The organism is Oceanispirochaeta sp. M1 (assembly GCF_003346715.1).
Taxonomy (GTDB): Bacteria; Spirochaetota; Spirochaetia; order DSM-2461; family DSM-2461; genus Oceanispirochaeta.
Genome location: NZ_QQPQ01000002.1, coordinates 151,965 through 177,299, shown reverse-complemented (window position 1 = coordinate 177,299; position 25,335 = coordinate 151,965). Strand labels below are relative to the sequence as shown.

The 25,335-nt window shown below is 44.6% G+C and carries 19 protein-coding genes; 12 read left to right on the top strand and 7 right to left on the bottom strand.

Annotated elements, in window-relative coordinates:
• Positions 1-28: 28 nt before the first annotated feature.
• Both DV872_RS01940 and DV872_RS01935 read right to left on the bottom strand, forming a co-directional pair.
• Positions 29-2,386 carry a glycogen/starch/alpha-glucan phosphorylase gene (locus DV872_RS01940; RefSeq protein WP_114628152.1) on the bottom strand — a complete coding sequence of 786 codons (2,358 nt, stop codon included), beginning with the start codon at positions 2,384-2,386 and terminating at the stop codon, positions 29-31.
• 55 nt (positions 2,387-2,441) lie between these two features.
• Complete coding sequence (locus DV872_RS01935) at positions 2,442-3,761, bottom strand: homoserine dehydrogenase (RefSeq protein ID WP_114628151.1); 1,320 nt, start codon at positions 3,759-3,761, stop codon at positions 2,442-2,444.
• Positions 3,762-4,007: 246 nt separating this feature from the next.
• On the opposite strand from DV872_RS01935, the gene DV872_RS01930 reads away from it, so the two are divergent.
• From DV872_RS01930 to DV872_RS01915, 4 genes are all read left to right on the top strand, one after another.
• Positions 4,008-4,601, top strand: coding sequence for a penicillin-binding protein activator LpoB (locus tag DV872_RS01930; protein WP_114628150.1), 594 nt, complete (start codon positions 4,008-4,010; stop codon positions 4,599-4,601).
• A gap of 6 nt (positions 4,602-4,607) precedes the next feature.
• Positions 4,608-6,023 (top strand): hypothetical protein, encoded by a 1,416-nt coding sequence (locus DV872_RS01925; RefSeq protein ID WP_114628149.1) that lies wholly within the window; start codon positions 4,608-4,610, stop codon positions 6,021-6,023.
• A gap of 38 nt (positions 6,024-6,061) precedes the next feature.
• Positions 6,062-7,105, top strand: a complete 1,044-nt coding sequence (locus DV872_RS01920) for an LPP20 family lipoprotein (RefSeq protein ID WP_114628148.1) — start codon at positions 6,062-6,064, stop codon at positions 7,103-7,105.
• Positions 7,106-7,219: 114 nt separating this feature from the next.
• Positions 7,220-8,713, top strand: coding sequence for a beta-N-acetylhexosaminidase (locus tag DV872_RS01915; protein WP_114628147.1), 1,494 nt, complete (start codon positions 7,220-7,222; stop codon positions 8,711-8,713).
• Positions 8,714-8,794: 81 nt separating this feature from the next.
• Here the strand turns inward: DV872_RS01915 and DV872_RS01910 are convergent, their stop codons facing one another.
• Positions 8,795-10,234: a LysM peptidoglycan-binding domain-containing protein gene (locus DV872_RS01910; RefSeq protein WP_158546782.1), complete on the bottom strand. Its 1,440-nt coding sequence runs from the start codon at positions 10,232-10,234 to the stop codon at positions 8,795-8,797.
• A gap of 103 nt (positions 10,235-10,337) precedes the next feature.
• Entirely contained in the window at positions 10,338-11,324 is a 987-nt protein-coding gene (locus DV872_RS01905) for an aldo/keto reductase (protein WP_114628145.1), read from the bottom strand.
• Positions 11,325-11,481: 157 nt separating this feature from the next.
• Here DV872_RS01905 and hydA point away from each other — a divergent pair, with 157 nt between their 5' ends.
• Complete coding sequence (gene hydA, locus DV872_RS01900) at positions 11,482-12,888, top strand: dihydropyrimidinase (protein WP_158546781.1); 1,407 nt, start codon at positions 11,482-11,484, stop codon at positions 12,886-12,888.
• Positions 12,889-12,908: 20 nt separating this feature from the next.
• Here the strand turns inward: hydA and DV872_RS01895 are convergent, their stop codons facing one another.
• Together DV872_RS01895 and DV872_RS01890 are read right to left on the bottom strand one after the other, a co-directional pair.
• Positions 12,909-14,006: a GntR family transcriptional regulator gene (locus DV872_RS01895; protein ID WP_114628143.1), complete on the bottom strand. Its 1,098-nt coding sequence runs from the start codon at positions 14,004-14,006 to the stop codon at positions 12,909-12,911.
• A gap of 45 nt (positions 14,007-14,051) precedes the next feature.
• Positions 14,052-15,632 carry a glycoside hydrolase family 43 protein gene (locus tag DV872_RS01890; protein WP_114628142.1) on the bottom strand — a complete coding sequence of 527 codons (1,581 nt, stop codon included), beginning with the start codon at positions 15,630-15,632 and terminating at the stop codon, positions 14,052-14,054.
• A 198-nt stretch (positions 15,633-15,830) separates the two neighbouring features.
• Between DV872_RS01890 and DV872_RS01885 the strand changes: the two genes are divergently transcribed.
• The 3 genes from DV872_RS01885 to DV872_RS01875 all read left to right on the top strand — a co-directional run bounded on the left by DV872_RS01885 (position 15,831) and on the right by DV872_RS01875 (position 19,057).
• Complete coding sequence (locus tag DV872_RS01885; protein ID WP_114628141.1) at positions 15,831-17,186, top strand: ABC transporter substrate-binding protein; 1,356 nt, start codon at positions 15,831-15,833, stop codon at positions 17,184-17,186.
• 141 nt (positions 17,187-17,327) lie between these two features.
• Positions 17,328-18,215, top strand: coding sequence for a carbohydrate ABC transporter permease (locus DV872_RS01880; protein WP_114628140.1), 888 nt, complete (start codon positions 17,328-17,330; stop codon positions 18,213-18,215).
• Between the two features lie 11 nt (positions 18,216-18,226).
• Positions 18,227-19,057: a carbohydrate ABC transporter permease gene (locus DV872_RS01875; protein WP_233516405.1), complete on the top strand. Its 831-nt coding sequence runs from the start codon at positions 18,227-18,229 to the stop codon at positions 19,055-19,057.
• A gap of 11 nt (positions 19,058-19,068) precedes the next feature.
• Here the strand turns inward: DV872_RS01875 and DV872_RS01870 are convergent, their stop codons facing one another.
• Positions 19,069-20,193, bottom strand: coding sequence for a BamA/TamA family outer membrane protein (locus DV872_RS01870; RefSeq protein WP_114628139.1), 1,125 nt, complete (start codon positions 20,191-20,193; stop codon positions 19,069-19,071).
• 356 nt (positions 20,194-20,549) lie between these two features.
• Between DV872_RS01870 and DV872_RS01865 the strand changes: the two genes are divergently transcribed.
• The 4 genes from DV872_RS01865 (at position 20,550) to deoC (ending at position 25,333) form a co-directional block, all read left to right on the top strand.
• Entirely contained in the window at positions 20,550-22,433 is a 1,884-nt protein-coding gene (locus DV872_RS01865; protein WP_114628138.1) for a bifunctional UDP-sugar hydrolase/5'-nucleotidase, read from the top strand.
• 136 nt (positions 22,434-22,569) lie between these two features.
• Positions 22,570-23,292, top strand: coding sequence for a GntR family transcriptional regulator (locus tag DV872_RS01860; RefSeq protein ID WP_114628137.1), 723 nt, complete (start codon positions 22,570-22,572; stop codon positions 23,290-23,292).
• 115 nt (positions 23,293-23,407) lie between these two features.
• The gene (locus DV872_RS01855) at positions 23,408-24,607 is read left to right on the top strand and encodes an iron-containing alcohol dehydrogenase (RefSeq protein WP_114628136.1); all 1,200 of its coding nucleotides are present in this window, start codon (positions 23,408-23,410) and stop codon (positions 24,605-24,607) included.
• A 39-nt stretch (positions 24,608-24,646) separates the two neighbouring features.
• The gene (deoC, locus tag DV872_RS01850; RefSeq protein ID WP_233516406.1) at positions 24,647-25,333 is read left to right on the top strand and encodes a deoxyribose-phosphate aldolase; all 687 of its coding nucleotides are present in this window, start codon (positions 24,647-24,649) and stop codon (positions 25,331-25,333) included.
• The last annotated feature ends 2 nt before the right edge of the window (positions 25,334-25,335 follow it).

Here is a 25,335-nt window from a genome sequence, read left to right as displayed (position 1 = left end):
AGAGCAGATCTTCAGGAATAATAGTTTTTTAGCGTGGTGTGAGCCGCCAGATCTCAGCAGCATATTCAGCGATGGTTCTATCGGATGAAAAAATTCCCGAAGCGGCTATATTCTGAAGACTCTTTCTATTCCATATCTTTTTATCGTCATACTGAAGTTCCGCATTACGGACAGCCCGGCTGTGCGATTCAATTTCGGGCAGTACCAAATAGGGGTCATGATTAAGCAGATTATCCAGAATAATTCTGAATGCTGAAGGGTCTCCCAGGATACCCTGATTCAGGGCATTTATGATTCTCTGTACAAATTCATTCCTTTCAAGGTAACTGCCGGGGTTGTATGTTTCTCTGCAGCTGACGGCTTCTTCAGTTTTCATGCCGAAGGGGAAGTTGTTCTCCTCTCCTGCCGCCCGAAATATCTCAATATTGGCACCGTCATGGGTTCCCAGGGTGAGAGCCCCATTCATCATGAATTTCATATTTCCTGTGCCCGAGGCTTCTTTTCCGGCTGTGGATATCTGCTGTGAAAGCTCGGAAGCCGGAAAGATCTTTTCTGCCATACTGACGGTGTATCCCGGAAGAAAATGGAGTGAAAGTCTGTCCCTGCAGAGGGGATCATTGTTTATAGTTTCAGAAAGACGTCCGCAGAAGTAGATAATTTCCTTGGCCATCACATAGCCCGGAGCCGCCTTGCCTCCCAGAAAGAACGTATGGGGAGTGCTCCCTGTAGGAATCCCGGCCTTTATATCTATATAGAGGGACAGTACTGTGAAAAGATTGAGAAGCTGTCTTTTATATTCGTGAATTCTTTTAACCTGGAAGTCAAAAAGAGAATCCGGCTGAACAATAAGACCCTTCTCTATTTTCAGCCATCGGGTAAAATCAGCCTTATTGGCGCTTTTTATCTCTGAAAGTCTCTGGAGAACCGAATCATCATCAAAACCCCTGAGTTTGGATAATTTTGAAGGATCTTTATGCCAGTCTGTGCCTATGAGTTCATTGATCAATGTGCTGAGTCTGGGATTGCACTGCATCAGCCATCGTCTGTGGGTTATTCCATTTGTCTTATTATTGAAGCGTTCGGGGTAGAGGGTGTACCAGTCTTTCAGGACGGTCTGTTTCAAGAGATCAGAATGGAGTACAGCTACTCCGTTTATAGAAAAGCTGCCGTGGGCTGCCAGTGCCGCCATGTGTACAGTATCGTTATTGATTATCCGAGGTGCATGAGGGGTCTCTTCCAGACGTCTTTGAATTTCTTCAAGAATCAGCATAATCCGCGGGAACAGATCTCTGATATATTTAACAGGCCATTTTTCAAGAGCCTCTTCCAGAACTGTATGATTGGTGTAGGCAAAGATCCTCTGGCAGATATTCCACGCTTCATCCCATGTTAGTCCCTCTCCATCCAGAAGCAGACGCATCAGTTCGGGGATGGCAAGTACGGGGTGGGTATCATTGAGCTGGATCACTGCTGTGTCTGGAAAATCATTCCATGAGTTTCCATGATTCTTTCGGTATGAAGCCATCATATCCTGTAATGATGCGGATACAAAAAAGTACTGCTGTTTTAATCGGAGTTTTTTCCCGCGTTCTCCCTGATCTCCCGGGTAGAGTACAGCTGTCAGGGAGGCAGCTTCATTGATTGAAGCCCATGCCTCAGAATGAAATTCCTTATTGAATCTGTCCAGATGGAATCCTTCCGGAGATTCCGCTTTCCATAGACGGAGGGGGTGTACACGGTCACTGTTTGTTGAGCTTACCGGATAATCAACGGGTATGGCTATGAATTCTCTTGCCGGTTTCAGGTGGAACTTCAGCTCTCCCCTATCTGTGCAGCTGATATCAACTGATCCCCCCAGGGGGATGGTGTAGCGGGTATTTCGGTCTTCTGTTCCCCAATGGTCATCGTTCTGCCAGTCATCGGCAAGTTCTATCTGTCTGTGATCTTTTATTTCCTGTCTGAAGAGACCGAAGCGATAGCATATTCCATATCCTGTCGCCGGCAGATCCAGATGTACAAGTGAATCCATAAAGCAGGAGGCAAGACGTCCGAGTCCACCATTACCAAGACCCGGGTCCGCTTCCTCTTCAAGTATCTGTGTCAGATCCAGATTGTGATCGGCAGCCATTCGGACTACTTCCTCCCTGATACCCAGGGCCAGAATATTCTGATTCAGAAGGCGGCCGGTCAGATACTCGGCAGAAAAATAATAGAGCCTTCTGACCTTGTCTTTATTATCCTGAAGAAGTGTTTTTTCTCTTCTGAGGTCCATCTCTTTTGAAATGAAAGGAGACAGTATCCGGAGAAATTCACGGGGAGTAAGATTCTTCCCGTGGAAATTGAGTAAATGTTCCAGCTGTTTTATCAGGACTTCAGGACCGGTCATCCTTGTTCTCCAATTATTATTTTGCTTCCAGAACTCATCAGTCCTGAGAGGGGGGCTAGATTACTTTCTCAGGGTGTTCTTCTACAATGCGGATCATATAAGGTGATTCTATGACCTCTTCCAGAGTCTCAATGGCCGCAAGCGCCTTGATTACGGCGCCTTCACCTGCTTCATGAGTTGTCATAACAACAGGGATAATTGCAGATGTTTCCTCTTTTTGCTGAAGAGCCGTGATGCTTATGCCATATTCACTGAGAATAGCGCTTATCCGGGCAACTGTTCCAGGTCTGTCCTGTACCATAAAGCGCAGGTAGTAGCGGCTTATGATATCTGCTGGAGGAAGCTGAACCGCCGGTTTTGTTCTGTCGGGCCAGAAGGTCAGTGTTTCGAATGCTTTAGGAGTAATCCCGAGAGCAGTTGCGATAATATCGGAAACTACGGCAGAAGCTGTGGGTGAGCTTCCGGCTCCTCTACCCATATACATGGTATGTCCTACGGCATGACCGTAGACACTGACTGCATTAAAGGCTCCGGAGACCCGGGCCAGGGGATGGGATGTGTGTAGAAGACAGGGAGAAACACTGAGTGCCAGACCCTTATCTGTCCTCCTGGCAACCGCCAGGAGCTTCATTATATATCCCAGATCTCTGGCAGTTTTTATATCGTAGAGATCCAGAGTGTCTATTCCCTGTACGGGGATTGAATCAAGGTTTACTCTCTCTCCGAAGGCCAGAGAACCCATTATGGTCAGCTTGTGAGCCGAATCCATACCGGTTACATCCAGTGTGGGGTCCGCTTCCGCCAGGCCTGCTTTCTGGGCCGACTGAAGGGCGCTCTTGTAGCTTTGTCCCTTCTCTGTCATCTCCGTGAGTATATGGTTGCAGGTACCGTTGACGATACCGAACATGGCTTCAATACGGTTTGCAAGCAGACCGTCTGTAAGGGCTTTTATAATGGGGATACCGCCGCCGCAGCTGGCTTCAAACCCGATGCTGACCTTCTCTTTTCTGGCCAGGGCAAAAAGCTCCGGTCCGTAATGGGCTAAAAGAGCCTTGTTGGCGGTAACAACATGTTTTCCCGCTTCAAGAGCCTTGGTCATTATCTTTTTGGCAACAGTAAGACCGCCGATGAGTTCCACAACCAGGAATACATCAGGATCGGCAATCACCTTATTAAAATCTTCTTCATACAGGTTCTCAGGAACAGCAATGGAACGTGCATTATCAAAATTTTTGTCCACCACATATTTAAGATAAAAGGGAATCCCTGTCCTTTCCTGAAGGTACTCGATATCTTCGGTAAGTACTCTGGCAGTTCCGCCGCCGACAATGCCGCATCCTACTAGTGCTACTCCGAATTTTCCCTCATTAACCATCTTTCAAACTCCTGAAAATTTTTAATTAAACCTTATTGAGGATTATCAAATATGAGAGCTTTTTATTCAAGAGCGTTTTTCTCAGGAATAATGTTCCTAGAATTCATGAAAGGGGATGGATTATGAAAAGAAATGAATTACAATATATTCATGGACAATCTTAAACTACAGATTGTGCGATCTCTCAACTCAGGAACCCTGTGAGGTTACCGTGATGTTTGAGCTTTTTTAATAGGAGAATTAGTAATGAAAAGACTGTTAGTCCTGATACTGGCAATAGTATCTTTAGCCGGATGTGCATCCACCAAAGTAACAAGAACCTCTTCTGATGAAGTAATCGATTTAAGCGGACGCTGGAACGATACAGATTCCAGACTGACCGCAGAGGAGATCGTCTCTGATTGTCTGTCCAGACCCTGGATAGATGATTATCTTGCAGAGAACGGGGAAAAACCTGTTGTTATTGTGGGATCAGTTCGAAACAAGAGCTCCGAGCATATTGAAGTCCTGACCTTTATCAAAGATATCGAGCGTGAACTGATTAACAGCGGCCGTGTCCGTTTTGTTGCCAGTGCGGTTGAACGTGAGGAAGTCCGTGAAGAGCGTGAAGATCAGCAATCTAATTCAACCGAAGAGACTGCAAACGCTTTGGCCGCAGAAACCGGTGCAGATTATATGATGCAGGGTGTTATCACTTCCATCACAGATGCTGTTGAAGGAAAGAAAGTAATCAAATATCAGGTCAGTATGGAATTGATTCACCTGCAGACAAATGAGAAAGCCTGGATTGGTGAGAACGAAGTCAAAAAATTGATTAAACAATCCAAATCCAAATGGTAATAGGGAATGTCTCAATCTAAAAATAGCATTTATTTAAGTATCAGCCTGATTTCTGTTCTCTTTATTTCCTCCTGTGCCAGTACTCAGACTTTTCAACAGCAGTATGTTGAGGCCTCTGAGTCGGTCTCCAGGAGGGATTTTCAGGGTGCCAGTACAATTATTGAGTCACATAAGGAAGAGAGTTATAAGGAGAAAGACCGGGTCCTGTATTTTCTGGATGTGGGAATGCTTTACCATTATTCCGGTGAGTATGAAAAGAGTAATGCTGCACTGGATAATGCTGAGCGGGGCATCGAAGAGCTTTATTCTAAGAGTATTTCTAAAGCAATAACTTCTGGAATCCTTAATGACAATGCCCTGGAATATGCCGGTGAGGACTATGAAGATATCTATCTGAATGTCTTTAAAGGGCTGAATTACATTGCCCTGGGTGATGAAGAATCCGCCATGATTGAGATTAAACGTGTGCATATCAAACTCAATATTCTTGAAGATAAATACCGCTCTCTTATTGAGGAATATAACGATTCCTCAGAAGCAGAGGGGCAGATTGAAGCTCTGAAAAACCGTTTTCACAATGATGTGCTGGCCCGTTATCTTGGACTGTTGCTCTATCGTTATGAGAACAGTCCTGACAGTGCCCGGATTGAGCGGGATTATATCAAGGATGCTTTCCTGTCCCAGAGTCATCTATATGACTTTGATATTCCTGAACTTCCGGAACTTGAAAATGATTCGGAAATGGCACGGCTCTCTGTTCTGGCATTCTCAGGAGTTTCTCCCCGGAAGGTTGCCGAGACATTTTATCTGGATACAGTAAAAAATGGTGTTTTTATCACTTCTGTCAGTCAGAATGAAGAGTATATTAAGTCAGTTGTGGGTTTTAATTTTCTGCTGATGCCCGGAATTGGCTCCGGTTATCATTTTAAATTTGAGTATCCCCGGATGGAACAGATGCACAGTAAGGTCAACAGAATTGTCCTTCTTGTGGACGGAGTTCCTGTGAAAGAGCTTCCTCTGATTGAAAACATGGAGAGGATTTCAAGAGAGATCTTTTTAATCAAGCAGCCTCTGGTTATAGGTAAATCTATTTTACGGACCGTAACAAAAGGGATCGTAAAGGAGACCGGCAAGACTGCAGTAAATGATTCCATGAGTGATGATGCCGGTGGAATGGTCCTGGGAATATTGATTGGTTTTGCTGCTGATGTTGCTGTGGATGCCACCGAAAATGCGGATCTCAGGATCTCCCAGTATTTTCCGGCCTATGCTCATAGTATTGATTTTGCTCTTCCCCCGGGAGAGCATGATGTCAGTATTGAATATTATAAAGACAGTACATTGATATTCAGAGATCAACGGGGATCATTAAATTTGCAGTCCGGTGAGCTGAATTTTGTAGAGTCATATGTGCTTGAGTAGCCTTTTCTTAATTATTTGTGTGTAGATTGGAGTTTATTATGAAATTAAAATATGTATTTCTATTATCCCTTATTCCGTTATTTCTTTTTTCCTGTGCTTCCGGCGGAAGCTCATCAGAACGGTCGGGAGGAAAGAAACCTTCATGGGTGGATGATAAACACTCACTCTATCCCAATGATGAATATCTGGTGGAAATTGGAGAAGGCAATTCTCTTAAAAGTGCAAAGCAGGATGGTCAGGCTTCTTTAGCACGAATCTTCAGGACTGCAATAGTTGTAGACAGTACAATCAGCACACGCTACGAAGATCTGTCTGATGGTGACACTATTCTGGAATCACGGATGGAAACAACTTCTGATGAATCTATTACACAGTTATCCGATGAAACTCTGATCAATGTACATTTTGCAGAATCCTGGACCAGTGATATGGGTAAGGTCTATGTGGTTGCTTATATCGACCGGATGGAGACTGCCAATATTTATCGCCAGAGGATAGATCAGGACGGCATGAAAACCCAAGCCTTTATTAAAAAATCAGCCGAACAGAGCGACTTGCTCAGACGTTATGGATTTCTTGATGGAGCAATGGTCATGGATGTAAAAATTCATTCCATGAAGGATCAGCTGGATATCATCTATCAGCCCTTCGCAAGAGCTGTAATGCTACCCTATGATCCTGCGGTGCTCCATTCTGCATATGCGGATACAGCGGAACAGATGCAGTACTCCATAACTGTAGAAGGGGATCGAGCCGGCAAGGTCGCTGCTGTTGTTTCCCAGGTTCTTACTGACCGGGGATTCTCTGTGACAGAGGGGGAGTCAAAGCTTTCAGTTACCGGCCGGGTGAAAATGGAAGAAGTTACCCTCAATAACGATTATAAAAACCTTCGCTGGACTCTCTTTATGGAGATGCGGAATGAGAAGGGAGATGTTGTTGTCTCCATAGATGAGAAGAAACGGGAAACAGCCATATCTCTTGAAGAAGCCGAATCCCGGGCTTATCGCTCCATGGAGGAAATAATGCTTAAGAAGTTCCTCAGAGGAATGGAAGACTATTTTGACAGCTTTGCCATGAACTGATTTCTCAAATTATGCTTATCTTGAAGACCCGGTGAAGCCGGGTCTTTTTTAGTTTGTTTCAGCTTTGACGAAACAATCTTCTGAGAATTATAATAGCCCTTGAAAGGAGTCTGTATGGCCAAAAATGATGAGCTGAACTTGATCCCCGCAGTTGAATCCCTTGTATTTACATCTGGGTTTTGGATGATACCGGTGCAGTTCTCCGACTTGAGATTTCCTGAATCTCTGATGGTGATCAGAAACTCTGAGTTGATAACATATAAAGAAATAGGATCAGGTAAAAAAGATGATGAAGCCTATTGTCTCAGTATTAAAAAAGATGGAATCAATATAAGCGCTTCGTCCACAAAGGGTTTTCATTATGCTTCAGTAACATTGATACAGCTGCTTTTATTTTTTAAAGAGAGTATCCCCTGTCTGGAGATAGGTGACTCTCCTCGTTTCGGATGGCGAGGATTTATGCTGGACTGTTGCCGATTCTTTCAGCCTGTGGATAGTATTCTGGAATTGATTGACGTTCTGAGCTTATATAAATTCAATATACTTCACCTCCATCTGACTGATGATCAGGGATGGCGCCTTGAGGTACCAGCTTATCCTGAGCTGACTGGAATAGGCAGCCGCAGGGCGGACAGCGTATATCAGGATAATCGTCACACAATGGGAGAACTCCATGAAGGATTCTATTCTGAAGAAGATATCAGGACCATTGTAGAATATGCTTCTCAACTTTGTATTCAGGTTATTCCTGAAATTGATCTTCCCGGTCACTCCATGGCGGCTCTTGCTTCTTATCCGGAGCTTGGCTGTAGGGGAGACCGGCAGGAGGTCCCCTGGAAAGCCGGGATATACAAGGATATTCTTTGTCCGGGAAAGGAGGAGGCCAGGCTTTTTGTTGAGGCTGTCCTGAAACAGACCGCCCGGCTCTTTCCTGCATCACATGTTCATCTGGGTGGTGATGAAGCTCCAAAGGCCCGATGGAAAAAATGTCCCCATTGTGCTGCCTACAGAGAGAATCATGGAATTAGAAGTCTTAAAGATCAGCAGGTACATTTTACTAATCAGGCTGTTTCTATCCTTAGAAAACTGGGGAAAACCCCTATAGTCTGGGCTGAAATCTGTGGTGATAATCTCGATAAGTCGGCCATCGGGCAGTATTGGCTCTTCAGAAAAAAAAATGCATATAAACAGCTGGAGAAGGGGAGGCAGATGATTTTTTCAGCCCATGCCTCAACTTATATTGATCTATCTCATGCTTACGTAACTCTTAAGAAAATTTATGCTTATGATCCGATTGCTGAAGGGGATGACCTTCCGGGAGCAGATCATGTTCTGGGAGTGGAATGTCCGCTCTGGACAGAATGGGTGCATAACAAGGATCGTAGGGACTTTCAGGCATTTCCCCGATCAATCGCCATGGCAGAGGTCGGCTGGACCAATCCAGAGGATAAAGATTACAAAAGTTTTGTCCGGCGTCTGGAGAGACACCTTGTATTGCTAAAAGAGCGGGGGATCAACGCAGCTCCTGCTAAAGAGTGGAACCCCGGTAAACTGGCAAAATTCAGAGCCATGTGGCGGATGATTGTCAATGGTGGTGTAGAAGACTAAAGTATAGAACCAATGACCGATTATCCATAAAAAAGGCTGTTCTCCTGATGGAAAACAGCCTTTTGCTTATTTATAGAATGACTATTCCACTGGAGGGATAATCAGTACCTGTCCGGGATAGATCAGATCTGGATTGGGAATGGCTTTCTGATTCCGCTGCCAGATTTTAGGCCAGAGGTAGGGATCATCATAGATCTCCTGGAACTCGGCTATTCTCCACAGACAGTCAGTAGCTACTTCTCTGTAGGTAACTACATAGGTTCTTCCTACAGCATTGGCTTTATAGGCTCTGATATAGGCTTCTGCCTGTGTCAGCAGCTCTTTGGATTTATCGTAGTTTCCAGCATTCCGTTCTTCGATTGCCATCTGCCACAGTTCCTTGGCTTTTTCAAGAAGTCCGCTTACAGACATTCCTGCTGATCTTACAGTCTCCTCTTCCTCTTCTTCTATGATCTGAGAAAGATCGTATTCCATCAGCTCGGATTCTTCGGTTTCATATTCTTCACCCACTGCATCCATCAGAGGATTTTTATTCAGGTAATCGGCTCCTGACCATGGAGCGGCGTCCAGGATCTCACCTTCTTCAGACTGTACTGTCAGGGTTGAAGCATCTTCCAGCTCCATCTGAATCTGCATCAGTCTGGCATCGGTTGCGGCCTGTTTCTTTCTGACTCTTGTGAGGTAGAGAGTATTTTTTGCTCTGAATTTTGCTTCCTTCATTTCGGCTTCACTGTTTTTCAGATCATACTGTCTGAATTTGATCATACCGTCAGACAGAAGGTAGCTTGCCTGGTTGAACTCCTCTCCGGCCCAGAGGTATGCTTCCTCTTTCTCGGCATCTTCCAGGTAGTTCTTGGTATCTCTTTCAAGAATCTGAATCCAGCGGATGTTTTCATCAAGTATCTTGTATAGATTAGCAGATTTAATTCCAGAGAGGGCCATATCTTTTTTAGCCTGATTCAACTGTTCGGCTGCAATGGATTCTCTTGTGTACTCAAACTGCTGCATAACTTCAGCATAGGGTTCGGGGCTGTATTTGTCAGCGTCAATTGAAAGAAGTTTGGCTTCCCAGGAATCCAGGGCTGCATAGGCTTCATCTTTGAGTCCGCTCTTACCAAGCTTAAAAGCTTTATCACCTTTTTCTATGACCCCTGCCAGAAGGACTCTGGACTGCTCGGGATCGCTTTCGGCCAGTTCTTCGGCTCTCTTCATATCGGCATAGGCTTCTTTCATAAGATCCGGTGCAAAACGTGAGCCTTCTACCATTTCTGCTCTTTCCAGAGCCTGTTTAGCTAGTGCAAGTTCTTCCTGAGAAACAGCCTCAATAACAGGTTCTTCAGATTCGGGTTCGGGTTTTATTACAGGCTGCTGACCCTGGCCGCTTTCAATAACGGGTTCTTCGACAACCTCTTCGGGAACGGCTTCATCAACCGGTTCTTCTTCGGGTTCAGGTGCAGATTTACATGAAATAACAATAAACAGAGAAAGAATTAATAAAGTAAACAATATTTTCTTGTTCATGCGGTCTCTCCTCATGGAACATAGTCTAGCACGGGGGAATAGTGGAGTCAAAGGGAAGCCCTCTTTCGGAGGCTGAACTTCCATTTTTTATTCACTTTTATCCCTACCAGAGCTGATGTACCTCATTTTTAATAAGATCATCATATATTTTTTGTACACCATGCATCTGAGATTCACTCAGCGGAGCCATTGCAGCAGCAGCGGCATTGCCTTTCATCTGTTCCCGGCTGGAGGCTCCGGGAATTACAGAACTTACCTGGGGATGCATGAGTATCCAGCGCAAAGCTGTCTGAGCCAGGTTCATTTCAGGGCCGAAAAGTTCTTTCAGACGCTCTACAGCATCCAGTCCAAGCTCATAGGGGACTCCGGAAAAGGTTTCTCCCTTATCAAAAGCCTTGCCGTCTCTGTTGAAATTTCTATGATCTCCGGAAGTAAAACTACTCTGTCTGCTGAACTTACCTGTAAGCAGTCCGCTTGCCAGAGGCACCCTGACTATAATCCCCACATTCCGCTTGGCTGCCAGGTCAAAAAACCAGTCCAGAGGACGGTGACGGAACATATTGAAGATAAGCTGTACGCTTGTCACATTGGGAAATTCTATAGCTTTTGAAGCTTCTTCAATCTTTTCCACGCTGACACCGAGGTTCTGAACCTTTCCCTGTTCTTTCAGGCGGTCAAAAGTCTCAAAAATCTCCGGACGGTAGTAGACCTGTGTGGGAGGGCAATGGAGTTGAATCAGATCCAGAGTTTCCAGTTGAAGCCGCTTCAGGGAGTCCTCAACATAGCGGGTGAGCACTTCAGGACTGTAGCCTTCACTGACATGAGGATTTATCTGTCGTCCGCATTTCGTAGCAACATAAATTCGATCCTTCTGAGATTTCAGGAAGGTCCCGATGGATTCTTCACTCATTCCATCGTTGTATACATCTGCCGTATCAATGAAGTTCAGACCGTTTTCAACAGCCGATTCCAGAATTGCCTGTGCAGATTTTTCTTTATAAGGATCTCCCCAGCGGCCTCCCAGCTGCCAGGTTCCCAGCCCTATTTCACTGATTTTATATCCGGTTTTTCCCAAAGTTCTTTTTTTCAAAATCTGTTCCTTTTTCCATCATTGCTGTATTCAATATTCAGATCAGTCTTTTTCATACAAGATATGTAAATAAGTGATTATTATATCATGACAGTGGGATATCTGCATTTGAAAAGGCTGTCCCGATTCATGATTATTCTTTGATAAAATACTGAAAGTGATAGATAATAATCGTAAAGATAACAAATTCGGGAGCCCGCTCATGTTCGATCTGGTCATAGCTAATGGAAAAATTATCACATCTACCTCTGTCACCCTGGGTGATATAGGGATCAAGGATGGAAAGATCGCTGCCTTGGGTCAGGATCTGGAAGGGGCAAGAGTCATTGATGCGGCCGGCAGACTTGTCACACCGGGGGCTGTGGACACACATGTCCATCTGGAGATGCCCATCGGCAAATATACTTCTACCGATGATTTTTATACCGGTACCAGAGCTGCAGTATACGGAGGCACAACCAGTATTATCGACTTTGTAGAATCCAGGCAGGCTCAGACATTCAGTGACGCCCTTGAAGAGCGGAGGGCCCCGGCAGCGGCCCGTTCTGTTATAGATTATGGGTTTCATATGACCATAGGTCCCGATGATCTGGAGAAGCTGGAGCAGATTCCGGAAATCATGGAAGCAGGCTGCGGCAGTTTCAAACTCTATATGGCTTACGGGCTTCATCTGCGGGATGATCAATTATATAAGGCACTCTCGGCGGTTGGAAAAGCCGGAGGTCTTCCTGTTGTTCATGCAGAAAACTGGGATATTATCTGTGCCTTGATCGAAGAGAATATTGCAAAGGGAAATACATCTCCCCATTGGCATCCCAGGAGCCGTCCGGAGGAATTTGAAGCCGAGGCTGCAGGGCGTGTCATACAGATTGCCGGTCAGGCGGGATCCCGGGTGCATATCTTTCATGTTTCCTGTCCTCAGGTGGTGGAAGAAATTTCAAAAGCCAGGGCTCAGGGACTGCCCGTTACGGCGGAGACCTGTCCCCAGTATCTGCTGCTGACACAGGACCTATATGACAGAGAAGGCGTGGAGGGGGCTCTGCCGATCTGTTCTCCTCCCTTAAGAAGTGATAATTCCAGAAGAGAGCTCTGGCAGGCTGTAGGCAGCGGTCTTTTTGATACAATTTCTACAGACCACTGTCCCTTCTGCAGGGAAGAGAAAGCTGCAGATCTCTCTGCATTTAATAAAATACCCGGAGGTATTCCCTCCATGGAGATCCGTTTCTCTGCTATGTACTCCGAGGGAGTGGGGAAAGAGCTGATTTCAGAGAGTGAGTGGGTGGATCTGTGCTGCACTACCCCGGCGCGGCTGTTCGGATTGAAACAAAAGGGTGAGATTGCCATCGGCAGGGATGCGGATATCATTATTTTTGACCCGGAAAAAGAGTGGACCGTCACTCCGGATGAACTGCAGGAATCTGCCGGATGGACTCCCTATGAAGGCATTAAGCTTAAAGGGCGGCCCGAATATACAATCAGCAGGGGAGAAATCCTTTTGGAGAAGGGTGAGTTCAAGGCAGAAAAGGGAAGAGGACTCTTCCAGAAAACCGAAACAAAGGGCTGAACTGATTCCTCAGTAGATCCTCACTCTTTAGTCAGATCCTTAACGGATTCTCTCTCAATCATTACAGGTTCAAATATCAGTTCCATGGGGTGAATCCTCTCACCCTGTTCCAGCTCATCAATCAGAATCTTGGCAGCCCATCTTCCCAGATTATATTTGGGGTGTTCGAAGGTTGTCAGCGGGGGATGAACCAGGTGGGTATTGTGAAAATTATCAAAACCTATTATTGAGATATCGTCAGGTATGCTGATTTTCAATTCCCTCAGAGCTTCATATCCCTGCAGGGCAATGTTGTCATTGAAATAAAACAGGGCAGTCACTTCTCTGTTTGATTTATAAAGGAGTTCTTCAGTACAGAGATAGCCCTGATTCTTATCCCGGGCTTCATCTGCATCATCGTAGGAGACTATCAGGTTTGGATCGATATCAATTCCTGCTTCCTCAAGGGCCTTGCAGTATCCGTTATATCTGAAACAGGCAGCCTGAACATCGCTTTTATAAATCATTCCAATTCTCTTATGTCCTTTTTTAAGGAGATATTTTATCGCCTGGTATCCGGCCTGCTCATCGTTGATGGTTACCGTTGAAAAATCAGTATTGTTTTTTCCCCAGTGGGTAGTTACCACAGGAATCTTCAGTGAATCCAGCATTTTCATCATGGGGTGTTCTCTTCCGATCAGGAAGTTCCGGGATGGTTCAAGAATCAGTCCCTTTATTCCCTGATCTATCAGTCTCTGAATGGATGAGATTTCTCTGGAGTAATCCTGATTACAGTTGGCAAGAACAAGAGAATATCCCGACTCATAGAGGGTATCCTCAATCCCCCTGATAATTTCAGGATAGATATAGTCCATGAAGTAGAAGTTGCCAAGACCGATGAGTCCGCCGTTCTCACGCTCCTCTTTTTTATGAGAGACGAAGAATGTCCCGCTGCCGTGTTTTCGGCTGACAATCCCCTCTTTTTCCAGTTCGAGAATCGCTTTTCTAACGGTATTCCGGCTGACTTCCAGATCATCCATCAGCTCAAATTCCGTAGGCAGCTGCCTGCCTGTTTCAAAGCGCTCTTTTGTGAAAAGATTGAGAAGGTAATTTTTAACTTGTATATACTTTGGTTCCATATTCTATCCTTACCGCTGCCATCCTAACAGAAAGCAGCTTCCTTTTCAGCCTCTTTTTATGGCCATCCCTTCAAAATCTGCAGGCAGGTCACATCCTGTGAGATCCTGGCAGGCCAGGGCACAGAAGGCACCGGTAAAACGGAGATCAGCCTCGAAGTCATCACTAATGGTATCTGTCTTCAGCACAGGACCCACAGTATTCCACTCATTTCCCTTGATGGACCAGTAGAATTGCAGGATATCAGCCCTTATCTCCACCTTCAGATGAACAGCGCCCTTGTTGGGAATGTTCACATTATAGGCAGGGTAGGTGAATTCCTTGTGCTGACAGCTCTGGAGATGGAGTACTCTCCCTCTCTCTTCATCCCAGGAAACATGGAGGTAGTAATAGCTCCCTGTGTCATAATATGCAGAGATACCTGCGGATTGCTGAAAACTCCAGGGATCAGTTTCCACACTGGTGGAGGCTGTAAAAAAAGGGTGATCAACCCTCAGACCGATAAGAGACTGATTGAACAGGCTGCTCATGGATTCCTTACCATACATTCTCAGGTATCCGGGACGCTCAGTGAGTGACATGTTTCCATCTTTAGGTATTCGAAGAGTCTGGAAGGGGCCTGGAAGCCTGGGTGCATTGAAAGAATAGCTCTCCTCAGGAGGGAGGGGCTTTTGTACAGCCTTGCTGTCTCGGGGGAGAGGAACAATCAGAGATGGCTCGTTCCCGCCAGTTGCAAGACGGGGCCATTCTCCTGTGGGCCAAGCCAGCTTCTGGATAGCTGTTTCACGTCCGAGGAGACAGTTGCCGCCGTCTATGGAGGGGCGTCCTGTAAGATGAACAAAATACCATTCACCTCCGGGAGTCTGGACTATATCTCCGTGACCTGTTTTCTGGAGCACAGAATCGGGATAGTCTCTTGCGGTTATCAGTGGGTTTTGCGGATGAATCTCATAGGGGCCGTGGATACTTTTACTTCTGGCTACTGTTTCACAGTGATCGTAGCAAGTGCCTCCTTCGGCACAGAAGAGATAATAGAATCCATCTTTCTTATAGAGGTGGGGACCTTCTACAAGACCATGATCACTTCCCTTGAAAATAAGTTCGGGTTTTCCGAGAAGTTTCTTCTCCTCCACTGAATATTCCTGCATGACAATGCCGTAGAAACTATTTTTTTTCCAGGGACGGTGGTCCCATATCATATTGATATAGTATTTCTTTCCATCCTCATCATGGAAGAGGGATGCATCAAAACCGCTTGAGTTCATATAAACGGGATCTGACCAGGGGCCTTCAATTGATTCTGCTGTGGTCAGATAGTTGGGGGAGTCTTTATAAATACCCTGAAGTGAATGCACGTTTGTATAAATCAGCCAGAACTTCCCGTCTGCATGACTGAGACAGGGTGCCCATATTCCTCCCTGATCAGGAACACCGCACATGTCCAGAAGATTCTTATCTGCCAGAGGCCTGCCTGCCAGCTCCCAGTTCACCAGATCTTTTGACTTATGAATTTGTACTCCGGGGAACCACTGGAAGGTACTGTTTGCTATGTAATAATTATCCTCCATGCGAATAATGGAAGGATCCGGGTTGAAGCCGGGTAATATGGGATTAGTTATTTTATTCATTCCTATCTCCATGGTACAAGATGTTCTTTAGTTGTTCTTTATATAATGGAAGCTGTTCCTATATATGTCAAGGAAAAGGTATGAATTATTGAAATATCCTTTGACAGCTGAGAAAAGTCGTTGTAATATCAAGAAAGAACGTCGATGTCTGCAGTTTGGCAGAACATCTTAAGGTACAAATTCCAAGGAGGATCTTAAATGATCAATAAGAAGAGAATTCTCAGTTCTACACTGTTACTGCTGATGGTTGCTCTCGTTTCTTTTTCAGTAATAGGCTGTAAAAAAGAAGAAGCTCCCAAGGCTGCAGAAGCTGTTGAAGCAAAAGTTATGGCCCGGACAGATTACGCAGGTGATATTGTTGTATGGTCTTTTACAGATGAACTTCAGGACATGATTCCCATGTTTGAAGAAGAATATCCCGGAATCAAAGTAGAGTTTGTTGTTATTCCCAATGCAGATGAAGTATATCTGAACAAAATCAACACTACTCTCAGATCCCGCTCCGCTACTCCCGATGCATTCACCGGTGAGGCTGCATTCTATAAACAGTTTATCAATGCCGGTTACTGGGAGCCCATCTCCAAAGCTCCATATAATGCGGAAGATCTGGTTAAAGATCTTGTTCCCTATGTTCCAAACTCCAGCCGTAACGCCGACGGTGAAATTACTGCTCTGTCCTGGCAGGCTACTCCCGGTGCCCTTTTCTACAGAAGAGGACTCGCCAGGGAAGTTCTGGGAACAGATGATCCTGCTGAAGTTTCTAAATGGACCAGCGACCTGAACAAGTTCTATGAACTTGGTGAAAAAGTTAAAGAAACCACAAATGGTGAAAAATACCTTCTGGCGGGATTCTCTGATATGTCTCAGTTTATTTTCAACCTGAGAGACACGCCTTATATTGTTGACAACAAACTGGTAATACCCCAGGGCATGCTGGATTACATGAAAATTGCCAAAGACATGAGAGACAATGGTATTGAATCTGGAACTACCACTTGGCAGCCACCCTGGTTCTCTTCCATGAAAGACGGTTCTGTAATGTGTTATATCCTCCCCACATGGGGTCTTCACTATGTTCTTAAGCCCAATGCAGAGCCCGAAGCCGATAAAGGTGAAAAAGAATTCTCCGGTGACTGGGGACTCGCAGTTCCTCCCGCATCCTATAGCTGGGGCGGTACCTGGATCGGTATCAATGCTCTCAGTGAAAAAAAAGACCTTGCCTGGGAAATCGTAAAATATCTGGGTAGTGATGAAGGCTTTCTCGAGAAGTGGGCTAAAAAAACCGGTGACTTTGTTTCAAACACAAAGGTTATAGAAAAAATTACTCCTACCTTTTCAGAACCCTTCCTGGGTGGACAGAATCATTATGAGTACTTTGCAGCTGAAGCAAATAAAATTGATGTCAGCCACAGAGGCCCCTGGGACTTCCAGATTGAAAATGCATGGGGTGACCAGGTTTCTCTCTATGCCAGTGGAAACAAATCCTTTGATGATGCTGTTGAAGACTTCAAAAAGGCAGTAAGTGAAATTCTGCCTGATGTTGATGTTCAGTAATTATTAAGGCTGCGATCAGTTCCTGATACTGCAGCCTGATAAAACCGGATATTCTGATTAGTGGAGTATCCGGTTTTATTGTATGTTTTATTCAAAACTATACTAGAATATATTTTATACACATCTTCATAAGGAGTTGATATGGCCAGAGATCTGTTTAAAAACCGGGATAACAAAGGGTATCTGTTTATTCTGCCGTATTTTCTGGCGATGCTTACCTTTCAGCTTTATCCAATTTTTTATACATTTTATTTAAGTTTTTTAAAACCAGTCTCACTTATCAAAAATGAGTTTGCCGGCTTTGAAAACTATGCCAGGCTTTTAAAAAACCCGCTGTTTTATACAGCCATCGGAAATACATGGTTTATCTGGCTGATGAATTACATCCCTCAGATAGTCTTTGCCTTGCTGTTGGCTGTTATTTTAACAAATCCAAAAATCAAAGGGCGGGAAACTTTCAGAACCGTCTACTTCCTGCCTAACCTGGTTACCGCAGCCTCTATCGGTGTTCTCTTTGCAGTTCTTCTTGACTGGAGATTCGGAGCCTTGAATCATGCCCTTATTAAAATAGGAATTTTCAATGAGCCCTATGAATGGCTCCAGGATAAAATGGCTACCAGAATGGCTGTAGCTCTTATTCAGTGGTGGCAGTGGTTCGGATATACAATGATCATATTTATGGCCGGTCTCAGTGGAATCTCCGATGAACTGTATGAAGCTGCTCATATTGACGGTGCTTCAGCATCCCAGTCTTTCTTCAAGGTCACACTGCCTCTCTTAAAGCCGACCATGCTTTATGTAATGGTTACATCCCTGATCGGCGGGCTGCAGATCTTCGATATTCCCCGTGTTCTTACAAATGGACGTGGTGGACCCGATAATGCTCTGACCACAATAGTTTTGTATCTCTATAATCAGGGATTCAAGAACTTCAACCTTGGATATGCTTCGGCATTGGCCTATGCCCTGTTTGTAATGATACTGGTATTTTCAGCCATTTCGTTCAAGATCATAAAAACAAGGGATTAGGAGGCAGAACCGTGATAAACAAAAAAACACCCGTTATAACTATAGTGATGTATGCTTTTCTGATCATACTGTTCTTTGTCAGCATTGTTCCCTTTTATATGATGATCATCAATTCCACCAGAAGTAACACTGAGATTTCTCAGGGAATCTATCTTCTGCCCGGAGATCAGCTTAAGGCCAATTATGCGATTATTCTGAAAAAGGTTAATATCTGGAGAGGATTTGTCAGCTCGGTTATTATCGCTGTTCCGGCGGTACTGCTCTCAGCATTCTTTTCGGCTCTTACGGCCTATGGTTTTGCAAAGTTTAATTTCAAGTTCAAGGAGACCCTGTTCTGGATTGTACTGGGAACCATGATGGTTCCACAGCAGCTTGGTCTGATCGGTTACTACGATTTATGTGTAAGGTTGGGATTGATTGACAGTTACGCTCCCCTCATTCTGCCGAATATTGCCAATGCCAGCATGGTATTCTTTATCCGCTCCTATATAGAGAGCAGTATTCCTGATTCTCTGATTGAAGCGGGGCTGATTGATGGTGCGGGAGAGTTATATATCTTCAACAGATTGATTCTTCCTCTGGCGATGCCTGCGATCGGTACCATGTCCATGTTTACTTTCATTTACAAATGGAATGACCTGATTAATCCTCTGGTGCTGCTGAACTCTGCAGAAAAATTCACTCTGCCCGTGCTTATCTCCAATATCCGCGGACTCTATGAAGCGAACTTCGGAGCCATTTACCTGGGTGTCACTATTTCTGTTGTCCCCATCATTCTTGTTGTGGTTACTTTCAGTAAGTCTCTGATCAAAGGACTTACAGTGGGTGCTGTTAAAGGATAAGACCTCTTTAATTAAAATGATTCCCCCAGGGCAAAGTAGATGGAAAAACTGTCACGGCCCCAGGCAAAATCCAGACGCGCATTGACTCTCTCTGTGGGGATCATGGCAAATCGCAGACCGAATCCACCGGCAGGAAAGAGGGTTGCTTCCGAAATAGGAGTATATCCGTAAGTGGTTCCCAGTCCGAAAAATCCTGCCAGACCGAAACGCTCCACAGGGAAAAATCTGTATTCTGCCTGACCTTCAATGGTTGATTTATCTTTAAATTCTCCTGACATATATCCTCGGATACCGCCTCGTGAACCGAGACTGGACAGCTGGTTTTCCGGAATATCTCCCAGGCCTGTCTGAGTCTTGATATTCCATGACAGAAGATGTTTCTCCTGACGGTCCAATATCTTGTACTGGCTGTAGTCTGCAATGATTTGACCGTAAGTGGTAGAGCTTCCCAGCCATGTGTCGGCATATGTTCCCTGCAGGTTTATCTGCATGCCCGAGTGAGGGGCAAATTGTGAATCCCTTGTATCCCAGGAAGCATATGCGGATATAGAAGAATTATATTGTGTTCCTTTCGGTACACCTGCCAGATCCAGTATGAGTTGAGCCAGATCATCGCGCCCATATATATCATAGATCTGAAAATCATAACCCAGCCCGGTAAAAAGATCCCGCCAGGTTCTGTATTCGACTTTTGTTCCTGAATAAAATCCCCGGCTGTATGCCCATACGTCAAGATTCTCCCCGGGTGAATTACCCGGGAGGTAATAGCGGTAGAGAACCCGGGCTCCTGCACCATAGAGGCTCAGCCGCCAGGTATCTTCAGCAAGGTGGAATTTCTGATTCAGACCTCCGATGATGGTGCTGTCATCTATATCCCAGTCCGGTTTGGACCACAAGAAGAATCCCATCGTTGTTGACAGGGGAGAAATCTTATCAGATTTATCTACCGGATACATGACCATGGGTAAGATCTGTATTCCTGTTCCTAAATTCGGGTTATAGAAGGGGCCGGGTACTATGGTCCATTTTACTTTTTTTTCTTCTTTTGCAGAATCTGATTCTTCGGCAATAAGGCCTGCCGGAACAGCAAGTAGAAGAATAAATAAAAATAATGGAATGGTGTATAAAAATTTCATGGCTTACCTCAAGATTGATAAAATAAATATAGTTCATTTTTATTGATTTTATCAATCTTTTTGTTAAGCGAGGCTAATAAAATATGTTCAGGAGCGCTGCAGCTGAAGAGCTATTCATAGCCGGTAATTCTATGATGCCTCTCAACAAAAAATCCTCCCGGGTCTGATTTGTCCAGGCAGCCTGATTTGTTTCTGTGAATAGTAATCACTGAACTATTGTTAAGTCGTGTTAATCTATATATATTTCTTTCTTCATCTCATTGTAAATAAACTGTTGTTAAGTGATCACCTAACATTCATGATTAAAGATGGAACCTTTCCTTATTTAGGAAAAGAACTATTTTGGAGGAAGAAATATGAAAAAAGTTTTACGGATTACTGGTCTACTGTTTCTGGCTTTTGCATTGCTCGGATGTGCCAGTCAGCAGAGTACTTCTACAGTGGATGTCAGAAGTGTTGAGTATCCCCTGTCGGGATTTTCTCCTGTTGAGAGAGTGGCTGCAGAGGCAGCTGAGGGCGCAGTTGTTGAGATCAATGTCTTTTCGACCAATGATGAGCATGGCTGGGTATTTGACTGGGACTTCGGGCAGGCTCAGCCTCGTTCTTATAAAGGTAATCCCGTACACAGCGGTTTGAGTAGAGTATCAACTCTATATAAAGAGAAATCAGCGATGTATTCCAATCCTGTTTTAATCTCCGCCGGTGATACTATTCAAGGAACACTTCTCTCTTACTATTACAACTTTATTGAGAGTGATATGGAAAACCCCATGTCCCGGATGATGGGAAAGATGGGTTATTCCTACTGGTCACCCGGAAATCATGAAGTGGAACAGGGAAATAAGGTTGCCAACAAGGTAGCCAATGAAATGGCTGCACAGGGTATTGCTGTTATCTCTGCCAATACGGAGTGGAAGGGGACAGGAGAGCCTTACTATCTTCCTTATGCTGTTGAAGAAATTGATGGTGTGAGAATCGGTTTTCTTGGTATGACTACCCCCGGAATCCCCATGTGGCTGGCTGAAAGCACACATGAAGATCAGGTTTATATGGATATGGTTGAGTCTGCTGAAAAATATGTGAAAATTATGAGAGAAGTGGAGAAGGTTGATGTTCTGATCGGTGTATTTCATGCCGGTATGAATGATGCCTATGACAGTGCTAAAGCCGAGTCTTCGGGTGTGCCTATCCCCAATGCTTCCCGTCTTGTCGCCGATGCCATCGGATCAGGTCCTCAGGGAATTGATGCCATTATCACTGCCCATTCACATCAGTTAATTGATGATGAGCAGAACAGTGAATTTAGAAATGATGAATATACTAATGATATAAAGGGAGTTAAATTCGTTCAGGCTAAAAACTGGGGAAGCCATCTGGGACATCTTCAGATTTCTGTAGCAGCCAAAGACGGCAGATGGATGGTGGATGGCATCAATGCCATGACTTACTCCATGGAAGGTGTTGAGGAAGATCCTGAAATGCTCAGCTATATGTCAGAATACATTGAAGGTTCCAAGGCCTATGCGGCAGAAGTTGTAGCCCAGGCGGACAATGATATTCTTGGTCTCCGGTCCTACTATGAAGAGAGTGAGATTGTTGATCTTATCCATGAAACTCAGCGTCAGTTCTCAGGTGCTGAGATAAGCATTGCTGCTACTTTCAATGCTTCACTCAATATTCCTAAAGGGGATATAACTGTAGGTAATATCGCAGGTATCTATATCTATGAAAACTTTCTGAATGCCCTGGAGATGACAGGTCAGCAGATAAAAGACTACCTTGAGTACTCTTCCAATTACTTCAATGTTGTCACAGAAGAGAATGTAGATTCTGTTCCACTGGTTAATCCCGATGTGAGAGGCTACAACTATGACATGGCCCAGGGATTCTATTATGAGATTGATCTTACCAAAACCCCCGGTGATAGAATCGTTAATATGAAGAATCTTGACGGTTCAGCCTTTGATCTGAGCAAGACATATAATGTTACTCTCAACTCCTATCGCTATAACGGTGGAGGCGGTCATCTGGCTGCAGCCGGTCTGATGGAAGGTACTGAACTTAATGCTGAAACGACCTATATTTCTCAACTGGCCATGAGAGATCTGATGGTGGAATACCTCAAAGAGAAAAAGAGCTGGGGTTCCGGTGATATTGAATCCAACTGGAAGCTGGTTCCTGAAGATCTGGCCGCAAGGGCCATTGAAAATCAGCTGAATGCAGGAAATGCCGGACGCTGACTTATGACTTATAAATGAATTAGATAACCCGCCGGGATTTTCGGCGGGTTTTTTAGCAGGAAGTAGAGTAGGTTTTAGAGTGAAATTCCTTGAGTAGGGAAACATAATGATGTATGGTTGTTTCAGAGAGTTATAAATGAAGAATGAACCAATGTATCTTAACGTCTATCGAATTCTTGTTAAAAGGATTGAAGGCGGTATATATCAGACAGATGAACTCCTCCCTCCCGAACCAGTACTTCAGGAAGAATTTCAGGTCAGCCGGACAACTATCAGAAAAGCGATGGAAATGCTTACCAGGGATAGTTATGTTATTATAAAACAGGGAAAAGGTACGAGAGTCCTGGACCGCCAGGCAATGTCTCAGCAACTCAATTATGTCAGTTCTTTCTCAGAAACTCTCAGGAAGAAGGGTTGTACGGTTTCCATAGATTCAATAGAATTTGAAAAGATATCTGCAGATGAATCTATGGCCGGAGAGTTGGAGATTGAAGAAGGTCATGAGCTTTTTCTTTTGAAGCGAGTGGTCTTGTCCAACGAAAAACCCATTGCCATTGTGAAGAATTATCTGATTCCCAGATTTGTTCCCGGTTTGCCTAATGACTTTAAAACCATAACATCTCTTTATCAGTATATTGAACAGAAGTGGGGAATCACAATTGAATCTGCTCTGGACCGTATCACTGCCAGATCCGCGGATGAACACGAGGCTGCTATCCTGGGGCTCGAAGACAGGGCTCCTTTATTGATTGACCATAGGCTGACCAGAACTATGGGCACCCCATTTGAGCTGGTTTATCTGATTATAGATGCATCATCCTATGAATTCAGTATTTTTATGAAAGGTAGAATTGACTGATTTTTTATTTGACAGTTTAAACATCATGATGTTACGATGATAAACATAGTGACGAAGTAATGAATTGTTGGGTAATTGCACTTATGCATATTGCTCTGTAAATAAAGGAGTCTCCATGAATAATTTTGACTACTACAACCCGGTAAGGGTGCATTTCGGCCCTGGAATATTAAAGGATGTAGGAACTCACGCCAAAACACTGGGTAAACGGATATGCCTTGTTTCCTACAAAGAGCTGGGACATCTTGAGCCGCTATGTGATAACGTCATTGATTTACTAAAAAAAGAAGGATGTGCAGTTTTTCCTTTTTATGAAGCAGAACCCAATCCTGATATTTCTACAATTGCAGCAGGAGCCGAATTCTGCCGGGAAAGAAATATAGATCTTATCATAGGGCTGGGAGGCGGTTCAGCCATGGATGCGGCTAAAGCGATTGCTGCTGCGGTTTTCTATGAGGGTGATCTGTGGAATATGGTCTATAGCAGACATGATCATGTGGATGCGGTTCCTCCTTCTGAAGCACTTCCGACTCTGATGATTCCGACTCTGCCTGCCACGGGCAGTGAGATGAATCAGTGTTCTGTTGTGAGTAATCGAACACTTAAAGAGAAATCTTATATCTGGGCTGAATGCCTCTATCCTAAATCTGCGGTCATCGATCCCGAATTGACTCTGACTCTCCCGGCTTATCAGACAGCCTGTGCAGCAGCAGATTCAATTTCTCATGTCCTGGAGATTTATATAAACGGAGAGGAACATTCTCCCCTTCAGCACTCCTTCCAGGAGGGAGTCATGAGGACAGTCATCAGTAATATTAAAATTGTTCTGGATAATCCCATGGACATCGATGCCCGGTCCAATCTTCAATGGGCGGCTACCTGTGCCATTAATGGCTGGGCTTCTCCCGGGGATGCCTGGACTCCTATTCATCAGGTTGCTCATAACCTGACTTCTCTTTATGGAATTGCCCATGGTGCATCACTCTCTGCTCTGATGCCGGCCTGGATGAAATCATTCAGCTCCAGAAGGAAAAATAGATATAAGCAGTTTGCAATCAATGTCATGGGAGTCTCTGAAGAAGGAAAGAGTGAGAATGAAATTATTGAGACTGGAATAAAAGCATTCGAAGATTTTTTGACAGACATTGGCGTTCCGGTCTCTCTGAAGGATGTTAATGTCTCTGCCGGGAAACTTTCCGAAATAATTGAGGGAGTCAGAAAGGTCAGTTTTAATGACGAAGGTCTTCTGAACTGCATTCCTCCTGTCTCGGCTGAAGATATCCGGACAATGCTGAACAATGCTCATCCCGCATAAATTCGGAAACAAATATATAAGGACACTATGGTGAATAAAATGGAGATAACATCCAAGGAGATAGCTCAGATGATGGATCTGAGTTGTGTTCAGGCAGACAGTTCTCTGGAAGAAATACATGACGCCGCAGAAACTGCAAAAAAATATAACTGCATCTGTGTTTTTGCTCTACCGGCGCACACTCCGGTTCTTGTTGAGGCCCTGAAGGACCGTCCTGACATTTTAGTGGGCGGAGCGGTCGGATTTCCTGATGGGGGAGCTACAACAGCTTCTAAGGTTCAGGAAGCTGAAGAACTGAGAAAGATGGGTGTTAATGAGCTGGATATGGTTGTGAATATTGCCTGGTTGAAGGCCGGTGACTATGAACTCGTTGAAAATGATATCAGCAGTGTTATAAAGGCGGCAGGTAATCTTCCTGTCAAGGTGATTCTGGAATGTCATTACCTGAGTGATGAGGAAATTGTAAAAGCCTGTCAAATCTGTGTTGACTGTGGTGTCGATTTTGTAAAAACAGGAACAGGATGGGCTCCTACCGGAGCTACTCTTGAGAATGTAAAACTTATAGCAGAGACCGTGGGAGATCAATGCAGGGTCAAGGCTGCCGGAGGAGTTCGGGATCGGGAGACATTGCTGGCCATGTATAAACTGGGTGCTACTCGATTCGGGGTTGGTGTGAGAACTGCAAAAACCATATTAACTGGCGGATCTGATTCCGATTCTTACTGATT